The organism is Nocardia stercoris, assembly GCF_003696265.1.
Classification (GTDB): domain Bacteria; phylum Actinomycetota; class Actinomycetes; order Mycobacteriales; family Mycobacteriaceae; genus Nocardia; species Nocardia stercoris.
The window spans coordinates 171,079-195,058 of sequence record NZ_RFFH01000010.1 but is presented as its reverse complement, the minus strand read 5'-3'; the positions used below and the strand labels follow the sequence as shown (position 1 = coordinate 195,058).

Annotated in this window: 1 protein-coding gene (cut by a window edge); it reads right to left on the bottom strand. The window is 71.8% G+C overall.

Going from position 1 to position 23,980, the window contains the following annotated elements; translation table 11 throughout:
* On the bottom strand, positions 1 to 23,980 hold the 5' portion of the coding sequence (locus EBN03_RS22560; RefSeq protein ID WP_122190085.1) for a non-ribosomal peptide synthase/polyketide synthase. 16,184 nt of this gene lie to the left of the window's left edge; the window shows 23,980 of its 40,164 coding nt (coding positions 1-23,980); the start codon lies at positions 23,978 to 23,980; its stop codon lies off the left edge, out of view.

Below are 23,980 nucleotides of genomic sequence, written 5' to 3'. Positions count from 1 at the left end.
GGTACAGGAACCACAGCCGCTGCTGCGCGAACGACAGCGGCAACCGCTCCGGCCGCTCCCGCAGCCGCAGCGCCGTCCGCACACCGTCACCCGCGACCCGGCCCACCACGCCGGCCAGCGCGGCCACGGTCGGTTCCCGGAACACGGTCCGGATGGGTATCTCCGCGTCCAGTTCGGCGCGGATGCGACTGGTCAGACGGGTCGCCAGCAGCGAGTGCCCGCCCAGATCGAAGAAGCTGTCGTCCACGCCGACCCGCTCGACACCGAGAATCTCCTCGAACAAGCCGGCCAGTACCCGTTCCACCGGTGACTCCGGTGCCCGGTACGACGTGGTCCGGAAGTCCGCCTCCGGCAGCGCTTTTCGGTCGACCTTGCCGTTGCCGGTCAACGGCACCGCGTCGATGGCCGTGATCACCCCCGGCACCAGGTATGCGGGCAGGCGATCCGCCGCGCGGGCCCGCAGCGCCACGGTGTCGATCGCGGCGGCACCACCGTCCTGCGCGGGAGTCACATAGGCCGCCAACCGCTTCCCGGCCGGACCGTCCACCACGACAACAACCGCACGACCCACCACCGGGTCGGCCGCCAACACGGCCTCGACCTCGCCCGGCTCGATCCGGAAACCCCGGATCTTCACCTGATCATCAGCACGTCCCGCGTACTCCAACACACCGGAGTCGTTCCAGCGCACCAGGTCACCGGTCCGGTAGACCCGCTCCCCCGACCCGTTCGGGTCGGCCACGAACCGCACGCCCGTCAGATCCGGGCGCCCCGCGTACCCGCGGGCGACACCGGCACCAGCCACATACAGCTCACCGACCGCGCCGAGCGGCACCGGCCGCAACCAGCCGTCCAGTACCAACAGCCGCATATTGTCCAGCGGACGCCCGATCGGGACCGACGTACCGTCGAGATATTCGGCTGCGCCGCAGCGGTTCTCGACGCCGCGGCGGCGCTCGACGCCCACGTTCTCGACGCCGCCGCGCTTCACGAGGCTGCCTCGATACTCGACGCCGCCGGGGTTCTCGACGCCACCGCGGTTCTCCACGCCGACGGGGTTCCCAGGAGCGATAGACCACGGTCCACCCTCGACCTCGGCCCGTCCGATACTGGCCACGCCAGTATCCGCATCCACCCGTGCATCGACTGCCGACTCGCGCCGCAGGTCGCCAGGTCCGAATCCGGTCTGAGCCTCGGCTGCGGATCGAGCCGAGCGGATCGCGTAGGAGGTGGCGAAAGTCGTTGTCTCCGTAGGCCCGTACCCGTTCACGATCACCGTTGCCGGACACGCCTGGCGCACCTGGCGCACCGCATCCGGCGACACCACGTCACCACCGGTCCACACCTGCCGCACACCCACGAAACACTGTGGGTGTTCCTGCGCCATCACCGCGAACAAACCAGCGGTCAACCACAACCCAGTCACACCAGAGTCAGCAATCAACGCCGCCAATTCCGCAGGGCCCGAATCCGGCTCGGCCAACACGACCTGACCACCATTGAGCAGCGGCACCCACAACTCATACGTCGACGCGTCGAACGAATGCGGCGAATGCACCAACACCCGCCCGTGCGCGCCACCGGCGAAACACCGGTCCTGCACGAGCGCGGTCACATCCCGATGCCTGACCGCGACACCCTTGGGCTCACCGGTCGAACCCGACGTGTACATCACGTACACCAGCTGATCGGGATCCACGATCACACCCGGGTCCACCGCATCGGGCCGAGCCGACACAGCCCCCGCGACAACGGCACTCGTCACCGTCGTCCGGATGCCGGCGTGCGCGGCGACCTGATCGCGCCGCGACTGCGGCCACTCCGGCAGCAACGGCACGAACACCGCACCCGCCTTCGCCACACCCAACAACGCCACGACGAGATCCACGGACCGGGGCAGAACAACCGCCACCGCTTCCTCCGCGACAACGCCGCGCTCGAGCAGCCACCACGCCACAGCGTTCGCCCGCGCATCCAACTCGGCGTAGGTCACCGACACCGCACCAGCCACTACGCTGTCCGCGTGGCCTTCTCGCAGTCCGTTGACCGCGCCCGCAACCACAATGCCGCTGTGACCTGACCGCGGCCCGCTCGCCGTGCCCGCACCCACACTGCCTTCACCCAGCTCAGTCGCACCAGCAATCACACTGTCCGCGTGGTCTTCTCGCGACTCGGCTATTGCCCCGGCGGCGATTACCGCGACCGCGTCCGGGGTCTGCGCGACCCGTGCGGCGAACATCGCCGGCAGCGATACCACCGCGGCATCCGTGCGCGTGTCGTTCCAGCTGTGCAGCATGCGCTGTTCTTCGGGCAGCAGGATCGAGAGTGAGCCGATCGCGGTGTCCGGTGTGGTAGCGAACGACTTCAGTACTGCCGCATACCGGGCGGTGAGCCGGTCGATCTCGGCTCGGTCGAGGACCGTGGTGTCGTATTGCAGCGACAGGACGAGGTCGGGAATCGCGTTGGCGGTGATGGTGACCGGGTAGTTGGTGCCGCTGCGGTTTTCCACGCCAGTGACCGAGAGGGCGCCGCTGCGGGCACGGTGGTCGATCGGGAAGGATTCGAACGCCACGAGCGTGTCGAACAGCGCCGGGACGCCGGTGATCCGGTGCGCCTCGGTCAGCGGGAAGTGGTGGTGGTCGAGCAGGGCGCCCTGTTCCGCCTGATGCCGGCGCAGCAGCCCGGCCGGTGTGTCGGCCGCGTCGATCCGGACCCGCACCGGCACGGTGTTGATCAGCAGCCCGATGATCGAGTCCGCGCCGGGGAGGTCGGCGGGGCGGCCCGAGACGGTGGCGCCGAACACCACGTCGGCGCGGCCGGTCACCGCGGCGACCAGCACCGCCCAGCTGACCTGCACGATCGTGTTCACCGTGACCCCACAGGTACCGGCCAGCGTCGACAGTCCACGCGAAACCGGCTCGGGCAGCGCGATATCCACTGTCTCGAGCACGTCCACGTCGAGTGCCGAGGAGTCGGACGCGCTGGGGGCCAGGAAGGTCGGTTCGGTGACCCCGGCCAGGTAGCCGGTCCACACGCGTTCGGTGGCCGCCGTGTCGCGAGACTGCCACCAGCCCAGGAAGTCCCGATAGGTCGCGGGGTTCGCGGCGGCCGCGCCGCCGCTGTAGCGAGTGAACAGGTCACCGAGCAGCACCGGCAGTGACCAGCCGTCGAGCAGCACGTGGTGGGCGGTCAGCACGAGCCGCGACCGGTCGGGGCCGGTGCGGATCAGGGCCAGTCGCAGCAACGGGGGCTCGGCGAGGTCGAAGCGGGTGGCCCGGTCGGAGTCGAGCAGCTTCGACACGGCGACCGCCTGCTGGTCGGCTGCCGTGTCACGCAGGTCCAGTTCCTGCCAGGGCAGCGTCACACCGCGCACGACGACCGCGACGGTCGAACCGTCCGCGGCGGCGGCATAGGCCGTGCGCAGGCTCGCGTGCCGGTCCACCACGGCTTGACCGGCGGCACGCAACCGCTCGGGATCGACCGCGCCGGCCAGATCGAAGACGACCTGCATGTGGTAGGCGTCGAAGCCGGATTCGGCGAGGTCGGCGTGGAACAGCAGTCCCGACTGCATCGACGTGACCGGCCAGATGTCTTCGACCGCGGGATAACGCGCCTCGAAGGACTCGATCCCGTCCTGGTCGAGCGCGACCAGCGGCAGATCCGACGGCGTCAGCCCGCCCGCGCCGGGGGTCGCGGTGTAGCCGGCCAGACCGGTCAGCGCGGCCTGCCACAGGCCGGCGAGTTCGTCCACCGCGGCCGCGTCGAGCACACCGGGCACGTAGGTGAACGACGCGCCCAGCACCGGACCGGCGCCGTCGTCGGTGACGGCGGCGTTGATCTCCAGCGCCGACAGCGCCGGCAGCTCGGGATAGCCCGGGTGCGCCGCGACGCCGGTGGTCGGCGTCCAGCCCAGACCCTGCCAGCGGGCGGGCATCACGTCGGCCGTCTCGAAGCGGCCCAGATAGTTGAATCCGATTCGGCCACTGGGCAATCCGGCGAGCGTGGCAGCGGTGTCGGGGTTCAGGTAGCGCAGCATCCCGTACCCGGCGCCGCGATCGGGCACCGCCCGCAGCAGCTCCTTCACCCACTTGACCGCGCGCCCCGCGGCCGGCCCACCCGCTAGCACGTCGTCGAGGTCGAGGTCGTCGGGCAGGGTGAGGCGCAGCGGGTACATGGTGGTGAACCAGCCGACGGCGGCGGACAGGTCCGCGCCCGCGACCAGGGCTTCCTCGCGGCCGTGACCTTCGAGCCGGACCACCGGGTCGGCCGGCGAGCCCGCGTCCGGACCGGCGTGGTCGCGCCGCCACACCGCCACGGCGACCGCCAGGGCGGCCAGCAGGCCGTCGTCGACGTGGCCGTGGATCGCGGTCGGCAGGGCGGTCAGGACGGCGTCGGTGACCGCGGGGGTCAGCCGCAGTTCCAGTTGGTCGACGGTGGCGTGGGTGTCGCGGGCCGGATCGAGTTCCCGCCGCCCGAGCACCGGGTCGTGACCGGCCAGTGCGGTTGTCCACCAGGACAATTCGGCGACCCGCTCGGCGGTCGTGGCCTGTTCGGCCAGCGCGTGCGACCAGCGGCGCAGCGACGTGCCCGCGGCCGGGAGTTCCGGGCGGTCGCCGTCGCGCAGCCGCGCCCAGGCGGCGGCCAGGTCGGGCAACAGGATCCGCCAGGACACACCGTCGACGGCCAGGTGGTGGGCGACCACGCCCAGCACGCCCGGCCGGTCGACGCCGAAGTCGAACCAGACCAGCGCCAGCAGCACGCCGGCCGTGGGGGCCAGGCGCGCCGCCGCCGCGTCGAGCTCGCCCGCCACAACCAGCGGATCCACGTCACGAATGTCGTTGTCCGCGACGCACACCCGCCGGATCGCGGCGGCGAGGTCGACCTCGTCGGCCGGGACCGTCAGCAGCCCGGGACCGTCCGCACTGTCGACCAGGCGCGCGGTCAGCACCGGATGCCGGTCCAGCACCGCCCGCCACGTCGCGACCAGGCCGTTCAGGTCGATACCCACCGGAAGGTCCAGCAGCATCGACTGATTGAACCGCTCGAAACCCGCACCCAGCTCGCGCACGAACCGCGCGGCGGGCAGCAACGGCATCCAGCCGATCCCGCCACCGGGCAGCTCGGAGAGGAGCTCGCGCTCCGGGCCGGCCTGCGCGACCCGCGCGAGGGCGGCCACGGTGCGGTGCTCGAAAACCGCACGCGGACTGATCAATACACCTGCCGCACGCGCCCGCGACACCACCTGGATGGAACGGATGGAATCGCCGCCGATCTCGAAGAAATCGTCGTCCACACCGACCGTGTCCCGGCCCAGGATCTCGGCGTACACGTCCGCCAATATCCGTTCGACCGCCGACACCGGCGCCCGATACGCCGTCCCGGCCGCGAAAAACGGCTCCGGCAACGCTTTTCGATCGATCTTCCCGTTCGCCGACAACGGCAGTGCGTCCAGCACCATCACGACGGCGGGAACCATGTACTCCGGCAACCGCTCCCGCAGGAACGACCGCACCGAAGCCGAATCCGGCACCGCGCCTTCGCCTTCGGACTCCCCGCCGACGACGTAGCCGACCAGCTGCTTGCCCGCACCGGTGTCGTGCGCGACGACCACCGCCTGGGCGACCGCCGGATGCGCGGTCGCCGCCGCCTCGATCTCGCCCAGCTCGATCCGGAAGCCACGCACCTTCACCTGGTCGTCGGCGCGACCCAGATATTCCAGGACGCCGGAGGCGTTCCAGCGCACCACGTCACCGGTGCGGTACAGGCGGCCGGCGCCGAACGGGTCGGCGACGAACCGGGCCGCGGTCAGCTCGGGCCGCGCGTGATAGCCACGCGCGACCTGCGTTCCCGCCAGATACAGCTCACCGGGCACCCCGGCCGGAACCGGCCGCAGCCAGCCGTCCAGGACGTAGGCCCGCACACCGGGCAGCGGCACACCGATCGGCACCGGCCCGCCGGCGACCGTCTCGCCGAGCACCGCGGTCGTCGCGAACACGGTGGACTCGGTCGGGCCGTAGGCGTTCACCACCCGCACACCCGGAATCCGGTCCCGTGCGCGCTGGATCGTGGCGTGGGTCAGTCCCTCACCGGCGAACACCACCGTATGCACGTCCAACGCAGTCTCGGTGTGCGCGGCGACCGCGTCGAACGCCGACGGCACCATACTCATCACCGCACCGGACCACGAATCCCGCTGCCCCACAGCCAGCGCGTCGTCCACGATCTCCACCGAACCACCCGCACACAGCGTGGTGAACAGCTCGAACACCGACACGTCGAACGCCGCCGAGGTCGACGCCAGCACCCGGACCGCCGAACTCTGTTCCCCCGCAACCGGAATCGGCTCCGGCAGGGTAGCCCGGACCAGCGCCACCAGGTTCGCCCGCGACACCGCCACGCCCTTGGGCACACCGGTGGTGCCGGAGGTGTAGATCAGGTAGGCGACAGTGCCCGGCGGCACCGCCACGGGATCGGCCGGTTCGGCCGCCGCCAGCTCCGCGAGCACCTCGGGCGCGTCGAGCAGCAGTCGCGGCACGTCCCGCTCGGTGATCCGAACCGCCGGAATCCGCGCGGTCACCGTGCTGTCGGTCACCACCAGGATCGGCTGGGCGTCGGACTGGATGAACCGCAGCCGATCCCGCGGATACGCCGGATCCAACGGCACATATCCCGCACCCGACTTCGCTACCGCGAGCAACGCCACCAGCAGGTCGGTGGTCCGCGGCAGCGCCACGGCCACGAGCCGTTCCGCCGCCGCGCCCCGCTCGATCAGCATCCGGGCCAGGCGACCCGACCGCTCGTCGAGTTCCCGGTAGGTCAGCGATCCGCCGCCGTCGACCACGGCCGTCGCGTCCGGCTGCGCGCCGGCGCGCCGGGTGAACAACTCGGCCATCGAAGCGGCATTGTCGACGGCCGCGGCCCTGCCGAACCGGTCGGCGAGATCGGTCCGGGCGGCGGTGTCGTTCCAGTCCCGCAGAATTCGCCGGCGCTCGACGGCGTCGAGCACGTCGATCCGGCCCACCGGCTCGTCCGGGGCCGCGGTCAGATCGGCGAGCAGGCGGGTGAACCGGGCCGCCAGGGCCTCGATGGTCGAACGGTCGAACAGGTCGGTGGCGTATTCGATCGAGCCGGTCAGTCCGCCGCGATTGTCGTCGGCCACCGAGAACAGCAGGTCGAATCGGGCGGTGCCGGTGGTCACCGGATAGTCCTCGACGGTGACGGCACCGAAGTCGGCGGTGGCGGGACCGGTGTTCTGCACCACCAGTGACACCTGGAACAGCGGGTGATGTGCCTGCGAGCGAACCGGATTCACCAGTTCGACCAGCCGCTCGAAGGGCGCGTCCTGATTCGCGTACGCCGCCAGCGCCTGCTGCGCGACCCGGTCCACGTGCCGGGCGAACGACGCGCCCGGGGTCACCTCGGCCCGCAGCACCCAGGTGTTGACGAAGAATCCGACCAGGTCGTCGAGTGCCGCGTCGGTCCGGCCGGCGATCAGCGAGCCGATCGGGATGTCTTGGCCCGCACCGAGTTTGGACAGCAGCACGGCCAATCCGGCCTGCAGCACCATCGACACCGTCGCCTGCCGCGACCGCGCCAGCCCGGTGATGGCGGCCGCCGTGGCGGCGTCGATCTCCCACGGCGCGAGGGCACCTCGATGCGAGGCCACGCGGGGCCGGGGACGGTCGGACGGCAACGCGAGCTGCTCCGGAAGGCCCGCCAGTTCCGCACGCCAGTAATCGAATTGGCGCGACAGCAGGCTGCCGGGGTCGGACTCCGAGCCGAGCAGCTCGCGCTGCCACAGCGTGTAGTCGGCGTACTGCACCGGCAGCGGAGTCCACGCGGGCGCGACGCCGGCGGCCCGCGCCCGGTACGCGTCGGCCAGGTCCCGGGCCAACGGGGTCAGCGACCAGCCGTCACCGGCGATGTGATGCACGACCAGCACCAGCAGGTATTCCGCAGAGCCGCGGACCACGATCGTGGCCCGGACCGGAATCTCGTGGTCGAGCCGGAACGGATACCGGGCGGCCGCGGCCACCTCCCGCTCGACCTCGTGCTCCGCGGCACCGGTGAGGTCCGAGATCCGTACGGGGACTTCGAGATCGGCGAGGTCGAGGACCCGCTGGTACCCGGTGCCCGCGTCGTCGCTGCCGAACACCGTGCGCAGGCTCTCGTGGCGGTGCAGCAGGTCGCCGACCGCGGCGGTCAGCGCGGCCGGATCGAGCGCGCCGGTCAGGCGGACCGCCAGCGGCAGGTTGTAGGTCGCCGACGGTCCGTCGAGCTGGTAGAGGAACCACAATCGTTGCTGCGCGTAGGACAGCGGCAGCCGCCGCGGCCGCTCCCGCCGGCGCAGTGCGGTCCGCACCTGGTGCCGCGCCCGGTCGCCCACGATCGGGGCCAGCGCGGCGACAGTCGGGGTATCGAAGATCGCCCGGATCGGGACCTCCGCCCCCAGGTCGGCGCGGATCCGGCTGACCAGGCGGGTCGCCAGCAGCGAGTGCCCGCCGAGGTCGAAGAAACTGTCGTCGACACCGACCCGCTCGGCCCCGAGCACCTCCGCGAACAGCGCGGTCAGGACCCGCTCCTGCGGCGTGGCCGGCGCCCGGTAGGCGGTTCCGGCGGCGAAAACCGGTGCCGGCAGAGCCTTCCGGTCGATTTTGCCGTTGGCCGACAGCGGCAGGGCGTCGAGCACCATCACCACGGCCGGCACCATGTACTCGGGCAGGCGGTCGCCGACGTAGGCCCGGATCTCGGCCGAATCCGGTACGGCGGCAGTCGGATCGGCGACGACATAGCCGACCAGCTGCTTGCCGCCACCACCGTCGTGCGCCACCACCACGGCCTGCTCGATCAGCGGGTGCGTGGTCAGGACGGCGTCGATCTCGCCGAGTTCGATGCGGTAGCCGCGGATCTTCACCTGGTCGTCGGCGCGGCCCAGGTATTCCAGTGCCCCGGAATCGTCGCGGCGCACCACGTCACCGGTGCGATACAGGCGGGCACCGGGATCCGCCGGATCGGCGACGAACCGCACGGCGGTCAGCTCGGGTCGCGCGTGGTATCCGCGCGCCACCTGCGCGCCACCGAGATACAGCTCACCGGCCACCCCGGCCGGCACCGGCCGCAGCCAGCCGTCGAGGACATGGGCGCGCACACCCGGCAGCGGCGCGCCGATCGGCACCGGACCGCTCGATCCGGGGACCGGCACCGCAGTGGTCGCGAAGACCGTCGACTCGGTCGGCCCGTAGGCGTTGACCACTCGCACACCCGGTATCCGGTCGCGGGCCCGCTCGATCGTGGCGTGGGTGAGTGCCTCACCGGCGAACACGATCGTCGCGGCGCGCAGCACCGTCTCGGTGTGCGCGGCCACGGCGTCGAACGCCGAGGGGACCATGCTCAGGACGTCGCCGGACCATTGCGGGCGTTCGCCCAGTGCCAGGGCGTCGTCGACGATCTCGACCGAACCGCCGGCGCACAGCGTGGTGAACAGCTCGAAGACCGAGACGTCGAAGGCCGCCGACGTCGACCCCAGCACCCGGCTGGGACCGGTCTGCGCGGGCTGGAGGAACCGGGTGGCCCGAACCAGTGCCGCGAGGTTCGCCCGCGACACCGCCACGCCCTTGGGCACGCCGGTGGTGCCCGAGGTGTAGATCAGATACGCGAGGCTCTCCGGCGGAACCGCTACGGGCGCAGCGTATTCGGTTGCCGCGGTGTCGGTGACGGGCTGCGGCTCGTCGAGCAGCAGCCACACGGTCCCGGTCCGCGGAATCCGGTCGGCGACCGTGCTGTCGGTCAGCACCATCACCGGATTCGCGTCGGAGAGGATGAACCGCGAGCGGTCCTGCGGATAGGCCGGGTCCACCGGCACGTAGGCGGCCCCGGACCGCAGCACCGCCAGCAACGCGATCGGCAGCGTCGCGGTGCGCGGCAAGGCAACGGCCACAACACGTTCCGGTCCGGCGCCGTGCGCGATCAACCGGCGGGCCAGCCGGCCGGACCGCTCGTCGAGCTCCCGGTAGGTCAGCGACGTACCGCCGGCGACGATCGCGATCGCGTCCGGGTGCGCCGCGGCCCGCGCGGCGAACGCCTCCGGCAGCGGCGGGGCGGCCGCGGCGGCGGTGCCGGTGTCCCGCACCATCCGCGCGTGCTCCGCCGCCGACATCGCCGGGATCCGCGAGATCAGTGCGGACGGGTCGGCCACGACGGCGGCCAGGATCGTCGTGAACCGGTCCAGCATCGCGGCGGCCCGCGCACCGGCGACGACGTCGGGCTGGAAGTCGAGCCGCAAGCGCATCGTGTCCCCGGGCACCACCATCAGCGCGAGCGGGTAATGGGTGGCGTCGCTGCCGGCCACGACGGCGGCCCGCAGCCCGGGCTCCACCTCGACACCGGATCCACCGTTCCCGGCGGCGATCGGATAGTTCTCGTACACGGTCAGGGTGTCGAACAGCTGCCGGAAGCCGGTGCGCTGCTGGATCTCCGCGAGCCCGAGATGGTGGTGGGCGAACAGGGCGCTCTGCTGCTCCTGCACCGCCCGCACCAGATCGGCGAAGGACTGCGCGGGCCGCAGCCGGACCCGGACCGGCACGGTGTTGATGAACAACCCGATCATCGTGTCGGCGCCCTCGACCTCGACCGGCCGCCCGGACACCATGGACCCGAACACGACATCGTCGCGTCCGGTCTCCCCGGCCAGCAGCAACGCCCACACCGTCTGCACAACCGTGCTGGGTGTGACACCCCAGCGGCGGGCGCGGTCGGTCAGCTCCCGGGTCGCCGATTCGGTCAACTCGGCGCGGACCTGCTCGGGCACCTGCACCGTGGCGGATCCCGCGCCGGCGAGCAGCGTGGGTTCGGTGAGTCCGGCCAGTGCGCCCGACCAGGCCTGTGCCGCCGCTTCACGATCCGCGTCGGCGAGCCAGCGCAGGTAGTCGCGGTAGGGGCGGACCCGCGACAGTGTGCCGGGTTCGCCCGCGCCGCGGTACAGGGCGAAGATCTCGCTCAGCAGCAGCGGCATCGACCAGCCGTCGAGCAGGATGTGATGGTTGGTGAGGATCAACCGGTGCCGGTCGGTGCCCAGGATCACCAGGACGAAGCGCAGCAGCGGCGGCCGGCGCAGATCGAACGGCTTGCGCCGCTGGGCGGCCGCCAGCTCGGCGGCCTGTTCCTCGGGGTCCAGCGCGGCCGACACGTCGGTCACCGTGTAGGCCGGACCGACCGTGCCGGGCACCACCTGAACGCCGAAACCCGCGGCCGTCCGCCGGAATCCGGCCCGCAGATTGTCGTGGCGCCGCACGACCTGGTGCAGGCACTCGTGCAGCAGCGCGCGGTTCAGCGGCCCGTCGAAGTCGATGACGAACTGCGCGGTGTACACGTCGGCGCCGTAGCCGGCGTGGAAGGCCAAGCCCTCCTGCAGCGGTGACAGCGGCAGCAGGTCGGCGATCCCGCCGTCCTCGGCGAATTCCGTTGCCAGTTGGTCGATCTCGTTCTGCGCGAGGGGCACCAGCGGAAAGTCCGACGGCGTGTGACCGCCGCCGCCCGCGGCGACCGCGCGCACCAGCTCGGTCAGCTCCGCGAACCACAGTTCGCCGAGGGCGCGCACCCGCGGCTCGTCGAGGAGCTCCCCGGCCCAGGTGAGGGAGGTGACGAACACCGGCCCGGTCGCGGTGTCCGCGGTGACGGCGGTGACGTCGACGACGTGGGTCAGCGCGATGTCGTCGGCGCCGCCGCTGCGCAGTCCGGTGTGGCCGGCCCACTGCCCGGTGTCGGCGTCGTCGCGGAAGCGGCCCAGGTAGTTGAACCCGATTTCCGGTGTGGGCCCGTGTACTTCGGTGGCGGATTCGTCGCTGTCGAGGTAGCGCAGCAGTCCGTAGCCGAGTCCCTTGTCCGGGATGCGGCGCAGGTGTTCCTTGACCGCTTTGGCTTCGGTGACGATGTCGGCGGCGGCCGGTTCCAGCCGCACCGGGTACACCGCGGTGAACCAGCCGACGGTGCGCGACAGCTCCAGGTCGGCGGCGAACTCTTCGCGGCCGTGGCCTTCCAGGTCCACCAGGACCGGCCCGGTGGATCCGAGCCAGCGGCGCACGGCCCGGGCCAGCGCGGTGAGCAGGACGTCGTCGATCTCACCGTGGATCGCCGCCGGGACCGTGGTCAGCAGCGCTTCGCTCACCTCGCCCGACAGCCGCAGCTCCAGCTGCCCCAGGGTGGCGACGGTGTCGCGGCGGGGATCCAGTGCGCGGCTGCCGATCCGGGGCGGCCGCGGCCCGGCGTGCACCTCGCGCCACAGCGGCAGTTCCGCTCGCCGGGCCGGCGCGCGCGCCACCAGCCGGTGCGCCCACCGCCGGAAGGAGGTCGGAACCGGCTGCAGCGCAACGGATTCGCCGGCGCGGACCGCCTCCAGCGCGGCCCGCAGGTCGTCGAGCAGGATGCGCCAGGAAACACCGTCGACCGCCCAGTGATGCACCAGTAGCAACAGCATGCCGGGCTCGTCCGGTCCGGCGTCGAACCGGATCGCCCGCACCAACCGGCCCGTCGCCGGGTCCAATTCCGTTCGGGCGCGGGCAGTTTCGGACTCGACCAGCTCGGCGATCGGCTCGGTGCCGTGGTCGGCCACCGCGACGTGCCGTAGCACCTCGGTCGCCGCGACCGTGCCCGCGGCCGCGATCTCGACCACGCCGGGCGTGCGGAAATCGACCCGCATCCGCAGCGCGTCGTGATGATCGAGAACCGCTTGCAGCGCGTCGGCCAGCTGGTCGGCCCGGACTCCGGGCGGCAGCGGCAGCCCCATGCGCTGATGGAACGTCGACAGCGCGCCGGGAAGCTCGGCGAAGTACCGCATCACCGGAGTCGCGGGCAGCTCGCCGATTCCGGCGCCGGCCTCCTCGGCCGGACGGTCCGCGCCGAGCGGACGGGCCGCCTCCGCGAGCACCTCGACGGTGCGGTGCCGGAACACATCCCGGGGGCTGAGCACCAGACCGTGGGCCCGCGCCCGCGACACCAACCGGATGGCGACGATCGAATCGCCGCCGAGGTCGAAGAAGTCGTCGTCGATGCCGACTCGTTCCGCGCCCAGGACCTCCGCGAACAGGTCCGCGAGCAGCCGTTGGGTGTCGCCGGCGGGCGCCCGGTAGCCGCCGCCGGTGCGGAATTCCGGTGCCGGCAGGGCTTTCCGGTCGACCTTGCCGTTGGTGGTCAGCGGGATGCGGTCGAGCGCGACGATCGCCGCCGGCACCAGGTATTCGGGCAGGCGCGCCGCGACCCGTTCCCGCACGGCGGCGGTGTCGATCGACGCCGCGGTCGCGGTGCCCTGCTCGCCGTCCACGGCCGCGGTGATGTAGGCGGCCAGTCGTTTTCCGCCCGGCCCGGGCACGACGATCACGACGGCGCGACCCACCGCGGGGTCGGCCGCGAGCGCCGCCTCGACTTCACCGGGCTCGATCCGGAAACCCCGGATCTTCACCTGGTCGTCGGCCCGGCCGACGTACTCGAGCGCACCGGAACCGTTCCAGCGCACCAGGTCACCGGTCCGGTAGACCCGCTCCCCCGATCCCGCCGGATCCGCGACGAACCGCGCCGCGGTCAGGTCCGCGCGACCGGCGTACCCTCGGGCGACGCCCGCACCGGCGACATACAGCTCGCCGATCACACCCGGCGGTACCGGCCGGAATCCGCTGTCCAGGACCAGCATTCGCATGTTGTCCAGCGGCCGGCCGATCGGAACCGCGGCGCTGAGGTCGTCCTGGGGCCCCGCGGCGGTGGACGCTCGATCGTCCTCCCCGACGTCGGCGCTACCGTCGTGGGCGCTGTCCGAGCTGTTCGCGGGGTGAGCCGTCGGGATGGGATAGTACGTCGCGAAAGTCGTTGTCTCCGTGGGGCCATACCCGTTCACCACCACCGTTTCCGGGCATGCCTGCTGGACTCGGCGCACCGCATCAGGCGAGACCACGTCACCACCGGTCCACACCTGCCGCACACCCGAGAAACACTGCGCATGCTCCTGCGCCATCACCGCGAACAAACCAGCGGTCAACCACAATCCGGTCACACCGGAGTCGCTGATCAACGACGCCAATTCCACCGGGCCAGAATCGGGTTCGGCGAGAACCACTCGACCGCCATTGAGCAGCGGCACCCACAGCTCGTAGGTCGACGCGTCGAACGAATGCGGCGAATGCACGAGTACTCGCTCGTGCGCACCACCAGCGAAACACCGGTCCTGCACCAGCGCAGTCACATCCCGATGCCGCACCGCGACACCCTTGGGCTCACCGGTAGACCCGGAGGTGTACATCACGTACACCAGCTGATCGGGGTCCACGTCCACGCCCGGACCGGCGAATCCCGCCGCCGTCGAGGCCGCATCCGCCACGGCCGCAGTAACTTCCACGGCGGTTAGACTCAGCCGGATACCGGCCTGGGCGACCACCTGATCACGACGCGACTGCGGCCACTCCGGCAACAACGGCACGAACACCGCACCCGCCTTCGCCACACCCAACAACGCCACCACCAGATCCACCGACCGCGGCAACACAACCGCCACCGGCTCCTCCGCCGCTACTCCGCGCTCGAGCAGCCACCACGCCACAGCATTCGCCCGCGCATCCAACTCGGCATACGTCACCGACACCGCACCGGCAAACACGCTGTCCGCGTGACTTTCTCGCGCCCAAGCCGCCGCCACAACCGCGACCGCGTCCGGGGTCTGCGCGACCCGCGCGGCGAACATCGCCGGCAGCGACACCACCGCCGCGTCGGTGCCAGTGTCGTTCCACTCCAACACCATTCGCTGTTCGGCCGGCAGCAGGATCGGGACCTGGGATACCCGTAGCCGCGGGTCCGCGGTCACGGCTTCGGCTACCAGCGTGAAGCGGGCCGCGAGCGCCGCGGCGGTCGTGGCGTCGAAAAGGTCGGTGGCGTATTCGATCCAGCCGCCGATTCCGGACGGGGTGCCGTCGGTGGCGTAGGTCTCGGCGAAGGAGAAGGTCAGATCGAACTTGGCGGTGGCGGTGTGTACGGCCTCGTGGGACACCCGGGCGTCCGGCAGGCCGAGTTCGGCGACCGTGGCGTTCTCGTTGTTCTGCAGGACCAGCATCACCTGGAACAGGCTGTCGCGGGCCGCGGAGCGGTCCGCCGCCAGCGCGTCCACGACGCGTTCGAACGGCACGTCGGAGTTCGCGTGCGCGTCGAGGTGGGTGCGCCGCATCCGGTCCAGCAGTTCGCCGAATTCCGGGTCCCCGGACAGGTCGCCGCGCAACACGAGCGTGTTGACGAAGAAGCCGACGACCGCGTCGAGGGCCGCGGCGCCGCGGCCGGCGACCGCGGCCCCGACCGGGACGTCCGCGCCCGCGCCGAGCCGGGACAGCACGGTCGCCAGCACCGCGTTCAACACCATGAACACCGAGGCCCGGTGGTCGCGGGCCAGCTGCGTCAGCCGGGCGTGGGTCACGGCGTCCAGCGCTACCGGCACCACCGCACCACGACCGGTCGGCATCGCGGGACGCGGGCGGTCGGTGGGCAGCATCAGGTCGGTCGGCATGTCCCGCAAGGTTTCTCGCCAGAAGGCCAGTTGACCGGCGACCACGCCCTCGGCCCGCGGCCCCGACTCCAGCAGTTCGCGCTGCCACAGCGTGTAATCGATGTAGTCGACCGGCAGCGGGGCGAACTCCGGTGCGTGCCCGGCGATCCGGGCCCGGTAGGCCGAGCCGAAGTCACGCAGCAGCGGCGCCATCGACCAGCCGTCGGCGGCGATGTGGTGGATCACCAGGGCCAGCACGTGGTCGGTGGCGCCGACGGTCCACAGCCAGGCCCGGATCGGGATCTCGGTGGCGAGATCGAAGCCGTGTGCGGCGCTCGCGGCCAACGCGGCCGGCAGCTCGCCGCCGGTCACCGCACCGGTGATCAGCTCCGGGCGCGCGTCCGCCACGATGTGCTGCGCGGGGAGGTCGCCGACCCGGGTGACGACGGTCCGCAGCGTGTCGTGCCGCGTGACCACATCGGCCAGCGCGGCCCGCAGCGCACCGACGTCCACCGCGCCCGCCCAGCGGATCACGACCGGCATGTTGTAGGTCGGTGCGGGACCGTCGAGCTCGTGCAGTACCCACAGCCGGCGTTGTCCCGCCGACAGCGGCACGACCTCGGGTCGGGGCCGCCGCACCAGTTCGGGTCCGGTGGCGTCGGCGGCGCCGATCCGGGTGGCCAGGCCCGCGACGGTCGGCAGATCGAAGACCGCCCGGATCGGTACCTCCACCCCCAGTTCGGCCCGGATCCGCCCGAGCAGCCGGGTCGCCAGCAGCGAGTGGCCGCCGAGATCGAAGAAGCTGTCGTCCGCGCCGACCCGCTCGGCACCGAGCACTTCGGCGAACAGGGCGGCGAGCGTCCGCTCGACCGGGTTGGCCGGCGCACGGTACTCGGTGGTCGCGGCGAATACCGGTTCCGGCAACGCCTTTCGATCGATCTTGCCGTTCGGGGTGAGCGGGATCGCGGCGATCTCGGTGAACGCGGCGGGCATCATGTAGTGCGGCAGCCGGGCGGCGACGTGGTCGCGCAGCGCGGCCGGGTCGAAGGCCGCGCCGGCGGCGACGGTCACGTAGGCGGCCAAGCGTTTTCCGGCGGGACCGTCGACGACGACCACCACGGCGCGGTCCACGGCCGGGTCGGTGATCAGCGCGGCCTCGATCTCCGCGGTCTCGACGCGGAAACCGCGAATCTTGACCTGGTCGTCGGCGCGTCCGGCGAAGGCAAGCTGGCCGTCGGCGTTCCAGCGCACCAGGTCCCCGGTGCGATACAACCGGGCGGTGCCGCCGAACGGATCGGCGACGAACCGTTCGGCGGTCAGCGCGGGCCGGCCCAGGTAGCCGCGGGCGACACCCGGCCCGGCGACATACAGTTCGCCGACGACGCCGACCGGCACCGGGCGCAGCCATCGGTCCAATACGTACAGCCGGGTGCCGGTGACCGGCCGCCCGATCGGCGGCACCCCGTCGCCGGGAGCCAGTGCGTCACTGAGGGTTACGGCGATGGTGGCTTCGGTGGGACCGTAGGCGTTGATCATCCGGCGCCCACCGGCCCAGCGGTCCACCAGTTCGGGCGGACAGGTGTCCGCGCCGACGACCGGTACGGCGAGGATACCGTCGGGCAGCTCGGGCACGGTGGCCAGTAGCGCGGGCGGGATCAACGCGTGGGTGACCGCACCGGCGATCAGCAGGTCCGCCAGTTCGGTGCCGCTCCAGACACCGGGCGGCGCGATCATCAGTGCGGCACCGGATCCCAGTGCCATGAGCAGTTCCATGACCGAGGCGTCGAAGCTCGGCGACGCCAGGGCGAGCACTCGGCTCGCGGGCGTGAGCCCGAACCGCCGGGTCATCGCGCCGGCGAGCGCCGCCACGCCGGCATGGGTGACCACGGTTCCCTTGGGGCGGCCGGTCGAGCCGGAGGTGTAGATCACGTAGGCGGCGCCGGTGGGGGCGACGGTGAGCTCCGGCGCGGTGGGCGGATACGGGTCCAGATCCGGCACGGCGTCCAGGGTCAGCCGGGGGCGGGCATCGTCGAGCATGTAGGCGATCCGGTCCGCCGGATAGTCGGGGTCGATCGGCAGCCAGGCCGCGCCGGCCTTGCCGACGGCCAGCATCGCGACTACCAGATCGGCAGACCGGCGCATCGCGAGCGCCACGACGTCGTCGACGCCGACCTGCCGGTCGAGCAGCCAGTGGGCCAGCCGGTTGGCCCGCTCGTCGAGTTGCCGGTAGCTGAGCGACTCGGTTCCGGCGACCACGGCCACCGCGTCCGGATCCGCCGCGGCGCGTGCGGCCGCGAGCTGCGCGACGGTCTGCACCGACGGAGTCGCGGTGGTGTCGTTCCACCGCGCGAGCCGGTCGCGGTCGGCCGCGTCCAGCAGTCCGAGTCGGGCGACCGGTGTGTCGGGGTCGGCGGCGAAGGCCGACAGCAGGGTGACGAAACCGGTGGTGAGCCGGTCGATCTCGCCGCGCGTGAACAATCCGGTGTCGAATTGCAGTGTGAGCGCGAGGGTGTCGGACACGGTCGCGGTGACGGTCACCGGATAGTTGGTGCCGCTGCGGTGTTCGACGCCGGTGATGGTGATGGATCCGGTGAGGGACTTCTCGTCGATCGGATAGGACTCGAAGGCCAGCAGGGTGTCGAACAGGGCCGGGACGCCGGTGATCCGGTGCATCTCGGTCAGCGGGTGCTGGTGGTGTTCCAGCAGGCCGAGCTGTTCGGCCTGATGCCGGCGCAAGTGGGTCGCCAGCGTGTCGGCGGCGTCGATCCGGACCCGCACCGGCACGGTGTTGATCAGCAGGCCCAGCATGGTGTCCGCGCCCGGCAGGTCGGCCGGGCGTCCGGATACGGTGGCGCCGAACAACACATCGTCGCGACCGGTCACGGTCGCGAGCAGCATGCCCCAGCCCACCTGCACGACGGTGTTGAGCGTGACACCGCATTCGATCGCGCGCGCCGACAGCGCCCGCGACACCGGCGCCGGCAGCGGAATGTCCACTGTCTCCAGCACATCCGACGCGATGGCCGGGTCGTCGCCGTCCGGCCGGTCGGCGGTGGCCAGCAGGGTCGGTTCGGCGACTCCGCCCAGGTATCGCTGCCAGGCCCGCGCGGCGCGCTCCGGATCCTGAGTGTGCCGCCAGCGCAGGAAGTCCCGGTAGTTCGCGGCGGCGGGCAGCGGCGCCGGGTCACCCGCTGTGGCGTGCAGCACCAGCAGTTCGGCCAGCAGCAGGGGCAGCGACCAGCCGTCGAGCAGCACATGGTGCGCGGTCAGCACCAGCCGCGACCGGTCGGCGCCGAACCGGATCAGGGCCAGCCGCAGCATGGGTGCGGCGACGGGGTCGAAATGCGTCGCCCGGTCGGTGTCGAGGAATTCGGCGACCAATTCCGCCTGCCGGTGCGCGGGCTGGGTGCGCAGGTCGAGTTCGTGCCAGGGCAGGGTGACCTGGTCGCACACCACCGCGACGGTGGTGCCGTCGTCGGTGATCGGGTAGGCCGTGCGCAGGCTGGGGTGCCGGTCCAGCAGGACCTGACCTGCGCTGCGCAGCCGGCTCGGGTCCACCGGTCCGGACAGGTCGAACATGACCTGCATGTGGTAGGCGTCGAATCCGGTCCCGGCCAGCCGGGCGTGGAACAGCAGTCCCGCCTGCATGTCGGTCACCGGCCAGATGTCCTGCAGCTGTGGGTATCTCGCTTCCAGGACCTCGATGGCGGTTTGATCGAGCCCGGTCATCGGCACGTCCGACGGGGTGCGGCCACCGGCGCCGGCGCGGGTGTACCGCGCGAGACCGGTCAGGGCGGCACGCCACAGCGCGGACAGTTCCTCGACCACCGCCCGGTCGAGCACGCCGGCCGGGTAGTCGAAGGTCGCGCCCAGCACCGGTCCGGTGGCGTCCTCGGTGACGAGGGCGTTGATCTCCAGCGCCGACCAGGCCGGCATCGCGGCACCGGCCCCGGCCGCCAGCTCGAATTCGGTGAGGCGGTGCCGGGTGACGGTCCAGCCCCGAGCCGGTATCGGGTCACCGCCGGTGAATCGGCCCAGGTAGTTGAAACCGATTCGGCCCGAAGGCAATCCGGCCAGCACCGGTCCGGTCTCGGGGTTCAGGTACCGCAACAGACCGTAGCCGATCCCGCGATCGGGGACCGCCCGCAGCAGTTCCTTGACCCATTTCAGCACCCGACCCGCGGCGGGCCCGCCGGCGAGCACATCCTCGGGGTCCAGGTCGGCGGGCAGGGTCAGCCGCACCGGGTACATGGTCGTGAACCACCCGGCCGTCGCCGACAGATCCGCACCGGGCACCGCGGCCTCTTCGCGGCCGTGGCCCTCCAGCCGGACCACCACACCGGAATCGGCGTCCCCGCCGCGACGGTGCCGCCATACGGTCACCGCGACCAGCAGCGCTGCCAGCAGGCCGTCGTCGGCCCGTCCGTGCACGGCGGCCGGCAGCTCGGTCAGCACCGTCTCGGTCAGGTCGGCCGGCAGCCGCAGCCGAACCTGCTCGAGCGTCGCGTGGGTGTCGAGCGCCGGATTCAGTTCCCGCGCGCCGAGCACCGGGTCCGGTCCGGCCAGCATGCCGGTCCACCAGGCCAGTTCGGCCGTCCGCCGGCCGGTCGTGGCCTCCTCGGCCAGCGCGTGCGCCCAGCGGCGCAGCGAGGTGCCCGTCGCCGGCAGCACCGGCCGCTCTCCCGCGTCCAGCTGCGACCAGGCGGTTGCCAGGTCCGGCAACAGAATTCGCCACGACACGCCGTCGACGGCCAGGTGGTGGGCGACCACGCCCAGCACGCCCGGTACGTCCGCGCCGAGATCGAACCACACCAGCGCCAGCAGCACGCCGCGCCACGGATCCAGCCGCCCGGCCGCCGCGGCCAGCTCGGTGTCGACCAGTGCGGCGAAGTCCGGGTCGGTGCCCGCGATACCGCTGTGCGGCACCGGGATACGGCGGATCAACGCGGCGACGTCGACGCCGTCCGCCGGGCTCGTCACCAGCCCCGGCCCCGGTTCGCCCGGGCCGCCCGCGACATCGACGAGCCGGGCGGTCAGGACCGGATGCCGGTCGAGCACCGCGTGCCAGGTCGCCGCCAGACTCGTCGCGTCGATGCCGACCGGCAGGTCGAGCAGCATCGACTGGTGGAACTCGTCGAGGCCGGCGCCGAGTTCGCGCACGAAGTGGGCCACGGGCAGCAGTGGCATCCAGCCGATCCCGCCGCCCGGCAGTTCCGCCAGCTGTCGCCGGTCCCGCGTGGCGTCGGCGACCCGCGCGAGTTCGGCGACGGTGCGGTGCCCGAACACGTCCTGCGGACTGATCACGATCCCGGCAGCGCGCGCCCGGGAGACCACCTGGATCGAGCGGATCGAGTCACCGCCGAGTTCGAAGAAGTCGTCGTCGACACCGACCCGGTCGCGGCCGAGGATCTCGGCGAACACGTCCGCCAGCGCCGCCTCGGCCGGGGTGGCGGGCGCACGATAGGCAGTGGCGGCGGCGAAGACGGGCTGCGGCAACGCCTTTCGGTCGAGTTTGCCGTTGGCCGACAGCGGCAGCGCGTCCAGCACCATGACCACCGCCGGGACCATGTAGTCCGGCAGGCGGTCCCGCAGAAACGCCCGCACGGCAGCCGAATCCAGCGGCACGGCACCGTCGCGCCGGTCCGCCGGTGCGGGTGTCGCGAACTCCCCGGCCGCGCCGGTGCCACCGGCGAGCACGCCGACGCGGACCTTCCGGCTCGGGTCGGCGGCGTCGCGGCGGGCCGCGACCACATAGCCGACCAGTTGGCTGCCCGAGCCCGTGTCGTAGGCGATCGCGGCGGCCTGGGCTACCTCCGGGTGCGCGGTGAGGGCCGCTTCGATCTCACCGAGTTCGATCCGGAAGCCGCGCACCTTGACCTGGTCGTCGGCCCGGCCGAGGTACTCGAGCGTCCCGGAAGCGTTCCAGCGCACCACGTCACCGGTGCGATACAGGCGCGCGCCCGCACCGCTCACGTCGAACGGGTCGGCGACGAATCGCGCACCGGTCAGGTCGGGACGGCCGAGGTAGCCGCGGGCCACCTGGGCGCCACCCAGGTACAGTTCGCCCGCCACGCCCGCCGGAACCGGCCGCAGCCAGCCGTCGAGGACGCGGGCGTGGACACCCGGCAGCGGTACACCGATCGGCACCGGACCGGTCGCACCGGCCTCCAGCACCGCCGTCGTCGCGTACACCGTCGACTCGGTCGGGCCGTAGGCGTTGATCACTCGCACGCCCGGGATCCGGTCGCGCGCCCGCTCGATCGTCGCCCAGGTCAAGGCCTCACCGGCGAATACGATCGTGTCCGCCGCGAGTTCGGTCTCGGTGTGCGCGGCCACCGCGTCGAAAGCCGACGGCACCATGCTCATCACCGCACCGGACCACGAATCCCGCTGCGCCACAGCCAGCGCGTCGTCGACGAGCTCGACCGAACCACCCGCACACAGCGTGGTGAACAGTTCGAACACCGACACGTCGAAGGCCACCGACGTCGACGCCAGCACCCGTACCGGATCCGCGGCGCCGTGCAGGGACGCCGTCGCCCGCACCAGCGCGGCCAGGTTCGCGCGTGCGACCGCGACCCCCTTGGGCACACCCGTGGTGCCGGAGGTGTAGATCAGATACGCCACAGTCGTGTCCGGAACATCCACCGGCGCCAGGGGTTCCAGGGCGTCGAGCTCGGCGGACAGGGCAGGGTCGTCGAGCAGCAGGCGCGGCACACCCGTCTCGGGGACGCGGTCGGCGACCGCACCGGTGGTCAACACCAGTACCGGGTGCGCGTCGGACTGGATGAACCGCAACCGGTCCCGCGGATAGGCGGGGTCCAACGGCACATACGCCGCACCGGACTTCGCGACCGCCAGCAGCGCGACCACCAGGTCGGCGGTGCGCGGCAGTGCCAGCGCCACAACCTGTTCCGCGGCCGCGCCCCGCGCGGCCAGCAGCCGGGCCAGTCGTCCCGACCGCTCGTCGAGTTCGCGGTAGGTCAGCGTCCGCGTCGCGGTCACCACGGCGACGGCCTCGGGATCGGCCGTGACGCGCGCGGCGAACGACGTCGCGACCGGTTCGGCCGCCGCGCGAGCGACATCCGAACCACTCCAGTCGCGCAGGATCCGGTGCCGCTCACCGTCGTCCAGGAGTTCCAGCCGGCCGATCGGGAACCGCGGGTCCGCGGCGCGCCGGGCGATCGTGCGGAGGAGTTCGACGTAACGCCGCAGGTGGGTGGCGACGCTGTCGGTGTCGAAGTACCGGCCGTTGGCCGAGAAGTCGACCCGGGTCGGGAAGCGGCCGCGCACGTCGTAGTAGTTCAGTGAGCAGACTTCCGGGATTCCGGCGGTCAGTACGCATCGGTCGGCTTCGAACTCCCCGAACCGGAAGTCGTAGTCGAATCCCATGTAGTTGGCGTGGAAGCCGAACGGCGACTCGCCGGCGGCGGTGTGCGGGGCCACCGTCCGGATGATGTCCTCGCCGCGGAAACGCTGATGCCGCAACGCGTCCCGGACCTGCGCGGCCACCTCGGTCAACAGTGTCGCGAAGGGGCGGGCGGGGTCGAGGCGCAGCCGCACCGGAAGCACGTTGGCCACCGAGCCGACGGCGGTCCGCACGGCAGGCTCGGTGCGAGCGGAGACGGGGATGCCGATCAACAGGTCACGCTCACCGGTGACCATCGACGCGTACAGGCCACTGACGCAGATGAACAGGGTCGACATTCGGACGCCGCATCGCTCGGCGAGTTCGCGCAGGCTGGCGTCGGTCGCCGGGTCGAGTTCGTCGGTCCGGCCGACCAACTCGGCGATCCCCCCGGCGGCCTTGTCGCCGAACGACAACACACCCGGCGGGTCGGCGAGGGCCGCCGCCCAGAAGTCGTGGTCGGCCCGGTACTGATCCGAGGCCGCGTAGGCCCGGTCGGCGGCGACGAGCTCACTCAGCGCCGGTGCCGCGGACGCGCCGGCCTCCGCTCCTGCCGCGTAGCTCGTATAGAGCTCCGCCACACGCTGTTTGAGCAACGCGACGGCGGCCCCGTCGACCACGATGTGGTGCCAGGCACCGAACCAGACGTACCGCGACCGCGAGATCTTGAACAGCGCGTACCGGAACAGCGGGCCGGCGCCCGGGTCCATCGGATCCCGCAGTTCGTCGCGCATCCAGGCGAGCGCCGCCGCGAAGGCGTCGCGACGGTCGCTCAGATCGTGGAACGGCAACTCCCAGTCGGACATCGGGAGAACGGACTGGAAAACCTCCCCGTCGACTTCGGTGAAACGCACCCGCAGCGCATCCGATTCCGCGACGACCCGGCGTACCGCCGCACGCATCGCGTCGACGTCGACGTCCCCGCGAATCTCCCAATATTCACCGAGACGATAGGTGGGAATCTCCGGAGCGAATCGACACGCCATCCAGATCTCACGTTGCGCGCTCGTGACGGGCAGCAGAAGTGCATTGGACTCGTAATTGTCGATCACGTCTGTCAT